The organism is Ralstonia sp. Ralssp110, assembly GCF_047325135.1.
In the GTDB taxonomy this organism is placed as follows: domain Bacteria; phylum Pseudomonadota; class Gammaproteobacteria; order Burkholderiales; family Burkholderiaceae; genus Ralstonia; species Ralstonia mojiangensis.
In genome coordinates this window covers 1,649,200-1,661,648 of sequence record NZ_CP168609.1, presented here as the reverse complement: position 1 = coordinate 1,661,648, position 12,449 = coordinate 1,649,200, and the positions used below count along the sequence as shown (strand labels likewise).

The 12,449-nt window shown below is 65.6% G+C and carries 14 protein-coding genes; 11 read left to right on the top strand and 3 right to left on the bottom strand.

Features of this window, described 5'->3' with window-relative positions; all coding sequences use genetic code 11:
- The first annotated feature begins 8 nt into the window (after positions 1-8).
- From ACEN9T_RS08020 to ACEN9T_RS07980, 9 genes are all read left to right on the top strand, one after another.
- The gene (locus ACEN9T_RS08020; protein ID WP_413706044.1) at positions 9-644 is read left to right on the top strand and encodes a 2-hydroxychromene-2-carboxylate isomerase; all 636 of its coding nucleotides are present in this window, start codon (positions 9-11) and stop codon (positions 642-644) included.
- Complete coding sequence (locus ACEN9T_RS08015) at positions 637-1,341, top strand: Crp/Fnr family transcriptional regulator (protein ID WP_413706043.1); 705 nt, start codon at positions 637-639, stop codon at positions 1,339-1,341. The genes ACEN9T_RS08020 and ACEN9T_RS08015 overlap by 8 nt, the downstream gene beginning before the upstream one ends.
- A gap of 147 nt (positions 1,342-1,488) precedes the next feature.
- Positions 1,489-2,487 carry a 3-oxoacyl-[acyl-carrier-protein] synthase III C-terminal domain-containing protein gene (locus ACEN9T_RS08010; RefSeq protein ID WP_413706042.1) on the top strand — a complete coding sequence of 333 codons (999 nt, stop codon included), beginning with the start codon at positions 1,489-1,491 and terminating at the stop codon, positions 2,485-2,487.
- Positions 2,484-3,497, top strand: a complete 1,014-nt coding sequence (locus tag ACEN9T_RS08005) for an NAD-dependent epimerase/dehydratase family protein (RefSeq protein WP_413706041.1) — start codon at positions 2,484-2,486, stop codon at positions 3,495-3,497. Before ACEN9T_RS08010 ends, ACEN9T_RS08005 begins: the two co-directional genes overlap by 4 nt.
- On the top strand, positions 3,475-4,281 hold the full coding sequence (locus ACEN9T_RS08000; RefSeq protein ID WP_413706040.1) for an MBL fold metallo-hydrolase: 807 nt from the start codon (positions 3,475-3,477) through the stop codon (positions 4,279-4,281). Before ACEN9T_RS08005 ends, ACEN9T_RS08000 begins: the two co-directional genes overlap by 23 nt.
- On the top strand, positions 4,278-5,588 hold the full coding sequence (locus ACEN9T_RS07995) for a F390 synthetase-related protein (protein WP_413706039.1): 1,311 nt from the start codon (positions 4,278-4,280) through the stop codon (positions 5,586-5,588). Before ACEN9T_RS08000 ends, ACEN9T_RS07995 begins: the two co-directional genes overlap by 4 nt.
- Positions 5,585-6,208 carry a phosphatase PAP2 family protein gene (locus ACEN9T_RS07990; protein ID WP_413706038.1) on the top strand — a complete coding sequence of 208 codons (624 nt, stop codon included), beginning with the start codon at positions 5,585-5,587 and terminating at the stop codon, positions 6,206-6,208. Before ACEN9T_RS07995 ends, ACEN9T_RS07990 begins: the two co-directional genes overlap by 4 nt.
- On the top strand, positions 6,205-7,335 hold the full coding sequence (locus ACEN9T_RS07985; RefSeq protein WP_413706037.1) for a sterol desaturase family protein: 1,131 nt from the start codon (positions 6,205-6,207) through the stop codon (positions 7,333-7,335). Before ACEN9T_RS07990 ends, ACEN9T_RS07985 begins: the two co-directional genes overlap by 4 nt.
- Entirely contained in the window at positions 7,319-8,410 is a 1,092-nt protein-coding gene (locus ACEN9T_RS07980; RefSeq protein ID WP_413706036.1) for an acyl-CoA desaturase, read from the top strand. The genes ACEN9T_RS07985 and ACEN9T_RS07980 overlap by 17 nt, the downstream gene beginning before the upstream one ends.
- A 22-nt stretch (positions 8,411-8,432) precedes the next feature.
- Here ACEN9T_RS07980 and ACEN9T_RS07975 read toward each other — a convergent pair whose 3' ends face one another.
- The gene (locus ACEN9T_RS07975) at positions 8,433-9,215 is read right to left on the bottom strand and encodes an alpha/beta fold hydrolase (protein WP_413706035.1); all 783 of its coding nucleotides are present in this window, start codon (positions 9,213-9,215) and stop codon (positions 8,433-8,435) included.
- Positions 9,216-9,274: 59 nt separating this feature from the next.
- Positions 9,275-9,526, bottom strand: coding sequence for a hypothetical protein (locus ACEN9T_RS07970; protein ID WP_413706034.1), 252 nt, complete (start codon positions 9,524-9,526; stop codon positions 9,275-9,277).
- 329 nt (positions 9,527-9,855) lie between these two features.
- Between ACEN9T_RS07970 and ACEN9T_RS07965 the strand changes: the two genes are divergently transcribed.
- Positions 9,856-10,254: a cupin domain-containing protein gene (locus ACEN9T_RS07965; protein ID WP_092972230.1), complete on the top strand. Its 399-nt coding sequence runs from the start codon at positions 9,856-9,858 to the stop codon at positions 10,252-10,254.
- A 35-nt stretch (positions 10,255-10,289) separates the two neighbouring features.
- On the top strand, positions 10,290-11,336 hold the full coding sequence (locus ACEN9T_RS07960) for an alpha/beta fold hydrolase (RefSeq protein WP_413706033.1): 1,047 nt from the start codon (positions 10,290-10,292) through the stop codon (positions 11,334-11,336).
- A 29-nt stretch (positions 11,337-11,365) separates the two neighbouring features.
- On the opposite strand, the gene ACEN9T_RS07955 is transcribed toward ACEN9T_RS07960, so the two are convergent.
- Entirely contained in the window at positions 11,366-12,319 is a 954-nt protein-coding gene (locus ACEN9T_RS07955) for an AEC family transporter (RefSeq protein ID WP_413706032.1), read from the bottom strand.
- Between the last annotated feature and the right edge of the window lie 130 nt (positions 12,320-12,449).

Below are 12,449 nucleotides of genomic sequence, written 5' to 3'. Positions count from 1 at the left end.
GAGACTGCATGCCCGCCACCGTCGATTGGTTCTTCGATGTCATCTCGCCGTTTGCCTACCTTCAGCTCGAGCAGTTCGATGCGCTGCAGGAGGCCAACGACATCGTCATCCGCCCGCGCCCGCTCGTGCTGGGCGCGATCCTGCACCACTGGGGACAGAAGGGCCCGGCCGAGATCAGCACCAAGCGCGTGTTTACGTACCGTCACGCGCTGTTTCGCGCGCAGCAGCTCGGCATTCCGTTTCGCATGCCACCCGCCCACCCGTTCAACCCGATCAAGGCATTGCGGCTGACGATTGCGATGGGCGGCTCGCTCGATGCCGTGCGTGCGGTGTTCCGGCATATCTGGCGCGACGGCAATGATGTGGCATCGCCCGAGGGCTTTGCCGCGCTGTGCGAGGCGGTGGGCTTTGCAGAGGGCGCAGCGGCTGTCGACCAGCCCGCCGTGAAAGATGCGCTGCGTGCGCACACCGACGCGGCTATCGCGCTCGGCGTGTTTGGGGTGCCGACGCTGGTGCACAACGGCGATCTGTTCTGGGGTGAGGACGCCACCGAGATGTTTCTGCGAAGCCTGCACGCCGGCTGGCTCTCCACGCCCGAAGTGCAACGCGTGAGCATGTTGCCCGTGGGCATTCAACGTGGCTGAACACGACACAAACTCGCGCCCCGGCATCAGCCGCGCACGTCTGGCCCATATTGCGGCGTGGTCGATTGAGCTGCCACCGGATGAAGCGGACCGCGCGTGCGCCGGCATCGTCGAGAAAACCTATGCGCGCGGCGCCTGCATCTGCCCGAAGAACACGTTGCTGGAAAGCTGGACAGGCGTGGTCACGGGTCTCATCAAGATCGGCACGGTGTCGCCCGAGGGGCGCAGCGTCACATTTACGGGCGTGCCGGCCGGCGGTTGGTTTGGCGAGGGCACGGTCCTCAAAAATGAGCCGCGCCGCTACGACATCGTTGCGCTGCGCGATACGCGCATGGCTTTCATGGACCGCACCACCTTCATGTGGCTGGTGGAAAACAGCGTGGCGTTCAACCGCTTCCTGGTGAAGCAGCTCAACGAACGGCTCGGGCATTTCATGGCGCTGCTCGAATATGACCGGTTGCTTGATGTCACGCCGCGCCTGGCGCGTTGCATTGCGTCGCTGTTCAACCCGGTGCTCTACCCCGGTGCAGGCGACCACCTTGAGATCACACAGGAGGAGCTCGGCTTGCTGTCGGGCATGACACGGCAGGTGGCCAACCAATCGCTCAAGGCCCTGGAGAAGGACGGCGTGGTGCGGTTGGAATACGGCGGCGTGACGGTCGTCGACCTCGATCGGCTGCGCAGTTACGGCGCCTGAAGACGCCGTCTTTATTAACGAATCTTCATCCGGCGCAGCGGGCTGCACCCGCTAGAATCGCGGCACAACAAGACAAGATCGTTACGCTGCGGCATGCGCCCCACGCGGCCGCAGCCGGAAGAGGGAACAGGGCAACGCACACCGTGCGTGCCTGCATCTATGCTGCCGATTCATCTGCTTTCCACCGGCAAGGCATTGCCGGAACACCAAGTCACGTCCGCCGAGCTGGATGCCCGCCTGGGCCATCGGGCGGGGTACGTGCGCAAGAAGTCCGGTATCGACGTTCGCCACCATGCCACGCTTGCGGAGCACCAATCGGAGCTTGCCGGCGCTGCCGTGCGCGATGCGCTGCGCCGCGCAAACGTTCCCCCCACCTCCATCGACCTGTTGATTTCCGCCTCGGGCGTGCAGGAGCAGGCGCTGCCCAACACGGCCACGCGCATCCTGGAGCCCGCAGGGTTGCCGGCGGGCACGCCCGCGTTTGACGTCAACGCCAGTTGCCTGAGCTTCCTGACGGCGCTGCACGTGGCAAGCAGCCTGCTGACCACTGGCGCCTACAAACGCATTGCCGTGGTGGCGTCCGACCTGGCCTCGCGCGGCATCGACTGGGACGATGCCGAGACCGCGTTGATCTTCGGCGATGGGGCGGCGGCGGTCATCGTTGAGGCGGCATCTGCGGTGTCCAGCAAAGGCATCCACGCGTACCGCATGGAGACCTACCCCGCCGGCAAGGCCTATTGCGAAATCCCTGCGGGCGGCACGCGTCGCAACCCGCGCACCGGCGCGCAACCCACCGATTACCTCTTCCACATGGACGGCAAGCGCGTGTTCAAGCTCGCCTCGCAACTGATGGACGGCTTCCTCGATCGTCTGTTCGCGGGCAGCAATTACACGCTGCGCGACATGCACGTCGTCGTGCCGCACCAGGCGAGCCACCTTGGCATGCAGCATTTGCGCAAGCGGCTGGGCGTGCCAGAAGCCAGCGTGATCGACATCTACGCGCAGCACGGCAACCAAGTGGCCGCATCGATTCCCACCGCGCTGCATGAAGCGGTGACGCGCCAACGCATTGAGCCTGGCAAGCCGTTTTTGCTGGTTGGCACGGCCGCCGGCCTCACGCTGGGCGGCATGGTGCTGACGCTATGACCACGCTTGTAACGGGCGCCACGGGCGGGCTCGGCCGCAACGCGGTCGATGCACTGCTGGCACAAGGCGCCAGCGCACGCGCGACAGGGCGCGATGCCGCACAGCGCGAGGCCTTTATCGCACGCGGTGCGGACTATGTACCGGCCGACCTCGCACGCCTGATGCCGGCCACGCTCGATGCGCTGCTCGATGGAGTCGACACGGTGTGGCATTGCGCGGCGTTGTCATCCCCTTGGGGTGCGTACGACGACTTCTACGCGGCCAATGTGCGCGCAACGGCCGCTCTGGCCGAAGGCGCCGTCAAGCGTGGTGTCCGCCGCTTCGTGCATATCTCCACGCCGTCGATCTACTTCGACTACCAGCATCACGCCGATCTGCCCGAGAGCTATCGCCCTGCCCGCTTCGCCAATCACTACGCGGCGACCAAGATGCTGGCAGAAACGGCCATCCAGCAGCAGGTGTCCACGCAGAACCGCACGCACTTCGTCATCCTGCGGCCACGTGGGCTGTTCGGCCCGCATGACCGCGTGGTGCTGCCGCGCATCCTGCATCTGCTGAAACTGCGCGGCGGCGTGCTGCCGCTGCCCCGTGGCGGCGCGGCACGTATGGATCTGACCTATCTGGAAAACGTGGTCCACGCCATGCAGTGCGCCACGACGGCGGACGTGCCTTCGGGCGCCGCCTACAACATCACCAACCACGCACCGGCCACGCTGCGCGGTCTGCTCGATCAACTGCTGGGGCAACAGCTCGGCCTGCGCTACCGCATCCGCGCCGTGCCCTATCCGGCCATGGCATTGGCCGCACGCGCCATGGAATCGGCCAGTGCCATCACGCACCGCGAGCCGCTGCTCACGCGCTACAGCGCCGCTGCCCTGCACTACGACATGACGCTCGCCAACGACCGCGCGCGCATCGAACTCGGCTACGTGCCCCCCATCGACATGGCCGAAGGCATCCGCCGCACGGCCCACTGGCTACGCGAACATGGCAACGTTGACCGTTTTTGAAGCCGGTTACTGCACGCACACCGCGTGCGTGGCACTGCGCGGCGCGGGCCTGCGCACATGCGCCTTCCCAGCACGCGCATGGCTGATCGAAGCGGCAGGTCGCCGTTGGCTATGGGACACCGGCTATGCCTCGCATTTCCATGACCACACGCGCAGCGGCCTATTTGCGATCTATCGCAAGGTCACGCCGGTGTATTTCGATACATCGGAATCCATGGCAGCACAGCTCGCACAACAGGGCATACGCCCCGCTGACCTGGATGGATTGATCGTCTCGCACTTCCACGGTGACCACGTTGCCGGCCTGCGCGACTTTCCGGGCGTGCCGGTCATCTGCTCTGGCGAGGGATGGACGCACTTGCGTGCGCTGCGAGGCGTTTCCGCGTTGCGGCGCGCTTTCGTGCCCGGGCTGATTCCCGAAGATTTTGAAACGCGCACGCGCTTTGTCGAACAGTTCGAGCCCGTTGCGCTGCCGCCAGAGCTGGCGCCATTCACATCTGCCTGGGCCCTGCCCGAGAGCAACGGCGACGTGCTGCTCGTGCCGCTACCCGGCCACGCCGCCGGGCACCTCGGCGCCTTTGTGCGCACGCAGGAAGGCTGGGTGCTGCTGGCCGCCGACGCCGCCTGGTCACCGCTGAGCTATCGCGAACTGCGTGGGCCGTCGGTGCTAGCGTATTCCATCATGGAAGACCGCCACGCCTACTTCGATACTCTGCGCAAGCTGCACGCGCTCGATGCCGGCGGCCACGTGCGCATCCTGCTCACGCACGAGGGTGCATTGTGACGACGTTGCATCGCCTGCTGTGGTCTTACTGGCAAACGCGCCGGCTGCGGCTGCCTGATTGCGCAGCGCTGCAAGCGCATCAGCAGCGTCAGATCGCACGTTTCACGCAACGCGTGCTGGCTCGCAGCCCGTACTTCCGCCCGTTTGCATCGAAGCCGATGCATGAATGGCCGTTGATGGACAAGGCCACGATGATGGCCAATTTTGACGCCATGAACACGGCCGGCCTGCGTTTGGCCGACGTGCTGGCCTGCGCGCAACAGGCCGAGCAGTCACGCGATTTCCGGCCGACGGTCGGGGCGTATTCGGTGGGCTTGTCATCCGGCACGTCGGGCGGACGCGGCGTATTCGTCGTCAGCCCGACCGAGCGCGCGCAGTGGGCCGGCATCCTGCTCGCCAAGCTGCTGCCGCGCGGGCTGTTCCGTGGCGAGCGCGTCGCGCTGTTCCTGCGCGCCAACAGCAATCTGTACACGGCCGTACGCAACCCGTGGCTGACGTTCTCGTTCTTCGATCTGTTTGCGCCGTTCGATTCGCACCGCGCGCCGCTGGAGGCATTGCAGCCAACCATCATCGTGGGGCCGGCGCAGGTGCTGCGTGCGCTTGCCATGGAGAAGTTGGCCGGCCGGCTCGACATTGCACCGGTGCAGGTGCTGTCCGGTGCCGAAGTGCTGGAGCCGATGGACCGGGCACTGCTTGCGCAGGCCTTCGGCAACGTCGGCGAGGTCTATCAGGCAACCGAAGGTTTCCTGGGTGCGACCTGCCCGCACGGCACGCTGCATCTGAACGAAGCGCACGTGCACATCGAGCCGCAATGGCGGGACGCGCGCCGCTTCGTTCCCGTCATTACGGATTTCACGCGCAGCACGCAGCCCATCGTGCGCTACCGGCTGGATGACATCCTCATCCGCCGCGACCCGGCGCTTGGGGCCTGCCCGTGCGGCAATCCGGCCATGGCCATTGAGCGCATCGAAGGCCGCTGCGACGACACACTCGTCCTGCCCGCGCTGGGCGGCGGCTCCGTCACGCTGTTTGCGGACGTCTGTTCACGGGCGCTGGCCCAGGCGCTGCCGCTGCATGCCGATTACCGCCTGGTGCAAACCGATGCGTGCACGCTGGCGTTGTCCATCCACCCCGCTGACGCCGACATTGCCCGCGCAAGCCAGGCGCATCTGGCGGATATCTTCGCCTGCCAGGGCGTCGATACATCGCGCGTGACATGGCACGCCACGCCCGAGCGCATCGCCACCGATTTCACCACCAAGCGCCGCCGCATCGTTCGGCTCGCGGCGTCGGGAGCGGCACGATGAGCCCGTTTGCCACGCGCCTGCGTCATATGGCCCTGGGCTGGTGTTCGGTCGGCCTCGTCTATGGCCTGTGCGGTGTGCTGCAAGGCGTGGGCACGGTCGTGCCGGAAACCGCGTTGGACCGCGCGATTCCGTTCAGCACGTCGGGCATCTGGCTGTACGTTTCGTTTTTCATGCTGATTCCGCTGGCGTATCTGCTGGCCGACATGTCTCGCCTGCCCTGGCTGGAACGCGCCATGCAGATGAGCGCGCTGGTGAGCGGCGCGGTGTTCCTGCTGTGGCCGACCACGCTGCACTACCCGCCGATGGCGGATGCATCGCTGCCGGCCAGCGTGCAACGCATGCTGATCGCCGTGGATTCGAGCCAAAACTGCCTTCCCTCGCTGCACGGGGCGCTGACGCTGCTCTCCGTGTGGGCGCTGGCAGACGCGCGCAAGCCGATTCGCACGGTGCTTGTAGCGGCCTGGGGGCTCGGCATCCTGTACGCCACGATCCAGACGCGCCGGCACGTCGCACTGGATCTATCGGCGGGCGTGGCCGTGGGCGTGCTGTGCGGCGCGGCTGTCCGTCTATGGTTGGCGCGGCGCGCGTCAACGCTCTCAATTGAACCGGTGTCGACATGAATGCCTTTGCTCTGCCGCTTGCATTGATGCTCGGCTGCGTGCTGCTGGAACTGGCTGCGCTGAAGTGGTGGCGCGGCCAACCGGTGCCGTGGCGCGACGTCATCCTCAATCTGAACTCGGGCCACGTGCTGATGTGGCTGTGCCGCGGGGTGGAGGTAGCGGGCTTCACGTGGCTGTATGCCCATGCCAGCCTGCATTGGGTGGATGGCTGGTATCCGATTGCAGGCTGGGCCTTCGCCTTTATTGCATGGGATCTGGGCTTCTACTGGCTGCACCGCATGCACCACAAGCTGGGCTTTCTGTGGGCGATCCATGCGGTGCATCACGAGGGCGAGCATTTCAACCTGTCGCTGGGCGTGCGTAACGCATGGCTGTCGTCGCTGACATCGCTGCCGTTTTTCGTGCCGCTGGCGCTGCTGGGTGTCACGCCGGAGATGTTCGTGGCGGTGTCGGGCCTGCATTACTCGGTGCAGTTCTACAACCACTGCGGCCTGGTGGGCCGCTCCGGCGTGCTGGACCACTTCATGGTCACGCCCGCCAACCATCGCGTGCATCACGGCTGCAACCCGGAATACATCGACCGCAACTTCGGCGGCACGCTGCTCCTTTGGGACAAGCTGTTCGGCACGTATCAGCGCGCGCTGCCCGACGTGCCGATCCGCTACGGCGTGCACAAGCCCACCCACAGCGACAACCCGTTCTGGGCCAACGTGGTGCCCGCATTGCAATGGCTGGGGCTGCGTACGCCGCAGTTGCAACGCGATACGCGCGCCACGCCCGCCGGCTGGATTGCCACCGGCGGTGTGCTGCTGTTTGGCGTGGTGATCGACTACGTGCGCACCGATGGCCTGTGGCCCGGGCATTGGCAAGCGGTTTGGTTCGCGCTCATCCTGCTGCTCACGCTGGCGCTGGGCGGCTTGTCGGACGGGCGCGCCTGGGGCCGCTGGCTTTGGCCGCAGCTGGCGCTTGTACTGCCCGTGTTGATGATCGGCATATGCGGTGCGGGCGATGCGTTGTCCGACACGTTGGCCGTTGCACTGGGGTTGCATGGCCTGGTCTGTGGGCTGTGGCACGTGCTGCGTGCCGAATCGCCGCTTTCTTCGTCGCCGCATGCCGAATCTCGTTAAGCTTCGTTACGCCTCACCGCGCTCGTCGTCGCTGGCGGAGGATTTGCGCCAGGCCGCGCACGATCACCTGCAAGCAAACGGCGACCATCGATTTGCCGATGCGAGGCTCATTGCCAAGGGCGCCTTCCTAGTCTTAGTTTCCGCACTGCTGTATGGGGCGATGGTGACAACCAAGAGCACGATGATTTTCGTGCTCGCCTATGTGGCCTTTCCGTTCATCGCGATGCTGCTGGCGATGAACGTGCTGCACGACGGCGCGCATCGTGCGCTGTCTCCCTGGCCATGGCTGGACCGCCTCATGACACGCGTGACCGCCATCCCGCTCGGCATCGAACCGGCCTATTGGGCGGTGCGCCATGTGCACTATCACCACGCACATGCCAACGTGGAGCACTACGACCTGGACACCGCCGCCAACCGCTTCCTGCGGCAGACGCCTTTTCAGCCGTGGTATCCGCAGTTTCGCTACCAGCATCGCTACTGGCCGCTGATTGCCGCGCTGTCGTTGCCGTACATCAACTGGATCTACGACTGGTCGGACCGCCTCGGCCTCACGCCGCTGACCACAGACCGCGTGTTACCCGGCTTGCGTGGCTGGGCGACGTTCCTGTCTGCCAAGACCTTGCACTTGCTCATTGCCGTGGCGGTGCCGGCCTGGGTGGCACATCAACTTGGCCTGGGTTGGGGTTGGGTGGCGTTCAGCTACTTCGCGGGGCAGATGCTGGCCTCGTGCGTGCTGGTCGCGCTGATCCTGGGCACGCACTGGGCGGACGTGACGTTCTATCTGCCGCCGGCGTCGGGCCAGTTGCCGCACACGTGGCACGAGCATGCATTCCACACCGCCTGCGACTGGCAACCGCAACCGGCGTGGATCGGCTACTGGCTCGGCGGCTTGAACTGGCACCTGACGCATCACCTCTTCCCGACGTACAGCCACCGGCACTATCCGGCATTGGCTGCACGCGTGGCCAAGGTGGCGCGCAGCCATGCGCTCGACTACCGCGCGCTCACCTACCGGGAGTTGCTGGCCGCGCAGCAGATGTTCCTGCGCGCCATGGGCAAACGCCCCGACTGACGCGCAAGCAACACGCCCCGCCTCAGTTGCGCGCCTCAACCGCGTGCACCGCATCGAGAATCACCTTTGCCACATCCTGCGGCCGCGACTGCTGCGGCACGTGGCTCGTCGGCAGCGTCGTCACCTTGGCGCCAATCTTCCTGGCCATGGCCCGCTCCAGGTCGGGCTGGATCATCCGGTCGTGCGCGCTGACGATGAACCACGAAGGCTTGCTCTGCCATGCCGCCACCGTCGTGCGCTCGCCAAATGCCGTCGCCTTGATGGGCCCTTGCGTGGCGGCCATCACGCGCGCCTGGGCAGCGGGCACATCCTGCGCAAAGTCGCTGGCCAGCGCTGCTGGGGGCAGTGACAGATAGCCGTTGGGATCGGCCACCAGCTTGCCGATACCGGGCGCGGGCGCGTAGTCCTTGCCCACCTCTTCCGTCGACTGGCCGGCATCCGGCGCGAAGGCGGCCACGTACACCAGCCCGGCAACCTTGCTGTCCGCACCGGCTTCGGTGATGACTGTACCGCCCCACGAATGCCCCACCAGCACGACCTTGCCGGCCTGATTGCCAATGGCGCGGCGCGTTGCAGCCACATCGTCGGCCAGCGAGTTCAGTCCGTTCTGCACCGCCTGCACCTTCACGCCCTTGGCCTGCAGCAGCGGGATCACCTTGGCCCAGTCGGACCCATCGGCAAAGGCGCCGTGCACGATCACGACGGAAGGTTGATTGGCATCGGCCGCCGTAGCGGCAAAGAGGGGCGCACTGGCGGCCATGCCAAGTGCCAGCGCTGCGATGGAGACGGCTTTGCAGTTGAACATGTTGGGTCCTTGCTATCTGTTCGGTTCTCAGGGGGATGGGGGGGTGCGAGGCTGCCGCTTCAGGCGCGTGCACCGTCGTAGTACGGGTTCGCGCTGCGGGCACCATCGGTATAGACGTCGGTGGCGCGGGCACCGTCTGTATAGATATCCGACGAACGCGCGCCCTCCGTGTAGGCGTCCACCGCGCTTTGCACCGCGCGGGCGCCTTCGGTGTACGGGTCGCGTGCACCGACGGATGAAGCAGCTTGCGCGCCGGCGGCGGCCACAGCGAGAGCAACAACAGCGAGGGTCTTGGCGAGATTGCGGGTCATGATCGTTTTCCTTTGAACGGTTGGTTTGGGATTGCGCGGCCTGCCGGTGCTTTGCGTTGCGTTGGCCCGGCGTCTTGGCCACGGAATGCATTTAAGTCGCCTGACGTATCCGGCACGTAGCGATGTGTTGCCCGTTTTGTCTGGGCATGTACCGGAGCTGCCGCCGGATACAAACGCATACAAAACGCCGTCCATCGGTGCCCGTTGCTACAAAGCAATACAAATCGGCGGCATCGTGAAACCGACCGGATACATCGCAGGCGCCCAATGCTGGAAACGAGGTGAGCAAGACCCGGCCTCGTCATCCATCCTTGATCACTGGAGCCCTCATGCAACCGACCCGATTGACCGCAACGTTGCTCGTACTGGCAGGCGCCCTGGGCGCGCACAACGCGTTTGCGCAAGCCGCAGGCCTGCATCGGACCGACCTCGTCCACCACGACCTGAGCGTGCCAGGCCGCGAAACCCTGCAAGTGCGCGTGGATTTCGATGAGCGTGCATTCGCCCCCGCGCATGTCCACCCCGGCGAGGAAATCGCCCACGTCCTGCAAGGCACGATCGAATACCGGCTGGATGGCCAGCCCCCCGTGACGCTGCAGACCGGCGATTCGCTGTTCATTCCGGCCGGCGTTGCGCACTCAGCAAGAAACGTTGGCAGCGGTAAGGCATCGGAACTGGCCACGTATGTCGTGAAGTCCGGTGAGCCGCTGGTCAAGCTCGTTCACTAATCCCCTGCCCCATCCACCCAAAAGAGAGAACTCCCATGTCGAACCCCGTCAACCTTCGCCGTCGCCGCCTTCTGGGCACCACCATCGCCAGCATTGGCGTGCTCGATCTCGGGCTGGCCGAACTTGTGCATGCGCAACCGGCACCGTCCCCCAATGCAAGCGCGCTGCTGGCTGGCCAAGCCAACCCGTTCGGCACGCTGCAACAGATCGATGCCGGCGTGCTCAACATCGGCTACGCAGACCTTGGACCGAAGGACGGCCCCGTGATGATCCTGCTGCACGGCTGGCCGTATGACATCTACAGCTATGCAGAGGTGGCGCCCTCGCTGGCGGCGGCAGGCTATCGCGTGCTGGTGCCGTATCTGCGCGGCTATGGCTCGACGCGCATCCGCTCGGCGGACACGCCGCGCAACGGCCAGCAGGCCGCGCTGGCCGTCGACATCATCGCGTTCATGGACGCATTGAAGATCAAGCAGGCGCACTTTGGCGGATACGACTGGGGCGCGCGCACGGCAGACATCATCGCGGCGCTGTGGCCGGAACGCTGCAAGACGCTGGTGTCCGTTAGCGGCTACCTGATCGGCAGCCAGGAGGCGAACCGCAAGCCGTTGCCGCCGGCCGCGGAATTTGCGTGGTGGTACCAGTTCTATTTCACGACGGAGCGTGGCGCGCAGGGTTACGCCGCCAACTGCAAGGAGTTCAACCGGCTGATCTGGAAGCTCGCTTCGCCCACGTGGAAGTTTGACGACGTCACGTACGACCGCAGCGCCGCCGCATTCGACAACCCCGATCACGTCGCCGTCGTCATCCACAACTACCGCTGGCGCCTGGGCCTGGCGCAGGGCGAATCGAGGTACGACGCGCTGGAGCAGCGCCTGGCCACCGCGCCGGCCATCACGGTGCCCACCATCACCATGGAGGGCGATGCCAACGGCGCACCGCACCCGGAGCCGTCAGCCTATGCGAAGAAGTTCACGGGCAAGTACCAGCACCGGAACATCGGTGGCGGCATCGGGCACAACTTGCCCCAGGAAGCGCCGAAGGCGTTTGTGCAAGCGATGCTGGATGTCGTGAGCCTGTAGCGCATCGAGGCGACCGACGCATGTGGGGCTCACAGCGCCGAGAGCAACCCTTGAGGCAATCCACGTGTGAGCGCCAGCAGCGTCATCACGGCCGGCATGGCCGCTGCGGCCATCACTGTCTGCGCGGCGGTGATGCCGGCCATGAGCGGCGCGTCACCGCCCAGTTGACGCGCCATGATGTACGACGAGGATGCCGTGGGCAGCGCCTGGAACAGCAGCGCCACGATCAACGCAGCATCGGTCAGGCCGAGCGCGTGGCCAAGGGCGAGCGTCAACACGGGCATGGCCAGGAACTTGATGACCGACGACACCAGCACCGGCTGCGCCCACGAACGCACGCCGCTGAAGTTGAGCGCAGCGCCCACGCACAGCAGACCCAGCGGCATGGATGCCACCCCGAGCGCACGCACCGCCGGCTCAATCGCCGCAGGCATCTGCAACCCCAGCGCCTGCATGGCAATGCCCAGCGAGCAAGCCACCACCGGCGGATTCGTCACGATCTGACGCACGAGCGCACGCCCACTCAAGCGCACCGAGCCATAGCGGGCGAAGACCAGCACGCACAACAGATTGACTGTTGGCACAATCGCCGCGTTGCAAACGGCCGCCAGCGCAATCCCCTTGGCACCGAAGATGCCTGTAGCCAGCGACACGCCTACGTAGTTGTTGAACCGCACCGCCCCCTGAAACACCGAGGTAAATGCGGCACCGTCCAGTTGCATCCACGGCCGGGCCAGCATTAGCGCAACTGCCACCAGCAATGTCGCGCCAATCAACGTCAGCACCAGCGGCAACACGGGCAAAGACTGCATGTGCGCCGTGGCCAGCCCATGCATGAACAACGCCGGTAACAGGACGTAGTAGCAGAGCCGCTCAGCCTGCGGCCAGAAGGTTTCGGCGAGGAAAGCGGAGCGCTTGAGCCAATGGCCGAGCGCCACCAGAAGCGCAACCGGCGCGAGAGCGAGCAGGATTGCGGCGGTCATGGCCGTGCTCCTGCATCGTGGCGTGCCCGCAATGCGGGCGAGAGGCAGAGGAACGCGCGGAACGGCATGAGGTGCTCGGCGAAAAACAGGAACACCGCCAAGCTATCACGCAGTCACAGCAGCAATAATT

Coding starts and splice junctions, on each gene's coding strand:
- ACEN9T_RS08005 (WP_413706041.1), top strand. CDS start 2,484: ATGACCACGCTTGTAACGGGCGCCACGGGCGGGCTCGGCCGCAACGCG.
- ACEN9T_RS07970 (WP_413706034.1), bottom strand. CDS start 9,526: ATGACCCGCAATCTCGCCAAGACCCTCGCTGTTGTTGCTCTCGCTGTG.
- ACEN9T_RS07990 (WP_413706038.1), top strand. CDS start 5,585: ATGAGCCCGTTTGCCACGCGCCTGCGTCATATGGCCCTGGGCTGGTGT.
- ACEN9T_RS07975 (WP_413706035.1), bottom strand. CDS start 9,215: ATGTTCAACTGCAAAGCCGTCTCCATCGCAGCGCTGGCACTTGGCATG.
- ACEN9T_RS07985 (WP_413706037.1), top strand. CDS start 6,205: ATGAATGCCTTTGCTCTGCCGCTTGCATTGATGCTCGGCTGCGTGCTG.
- ACEN9T_RS07960 (WP_413706033.1), top strand. CDS start 10,290: ATGTCGAACCCCGTCAACCTTCGCCGTCGCCGCCTTCTGGGCACCACC.
- ACEN9T_RS07965 (WP_092972230.1), top strand. CDS start 9,856: ATGCAACCGACCCGATTGACCGCAACGTTGCTCGTACTGGCAGGCGCC.
- ACEN9T_RS07980 (WP_413706036.1), top strand. CDS start 7,319: ATGCCGAATCTCGTTAAGCTTCGTTACGCCTCACCGCGCTCGTCGTCG.
- ACEN9T_RS08000 (WP_413706040.1), top strand. CDS start 3,475: ATGGCAACGTTGACCGTTTTTGAAGCCGGTTACTGCACGCACACCGCG.
- ACEN9T_RS07955 (WP_413706032.1), bottom strand. CDS start 12,319: ATGACCGCCGCAATCCTGCTCGCTCTCGCGCCGGTTGCGCTTCTGGTG.
- ACEN9T_RS08020 (WP_413706044.1), top strand. CDS start 9: ATGCCCGCCACCGTCGATTGGTTCTTCGATGTCATCTCGCCGTTTGCC.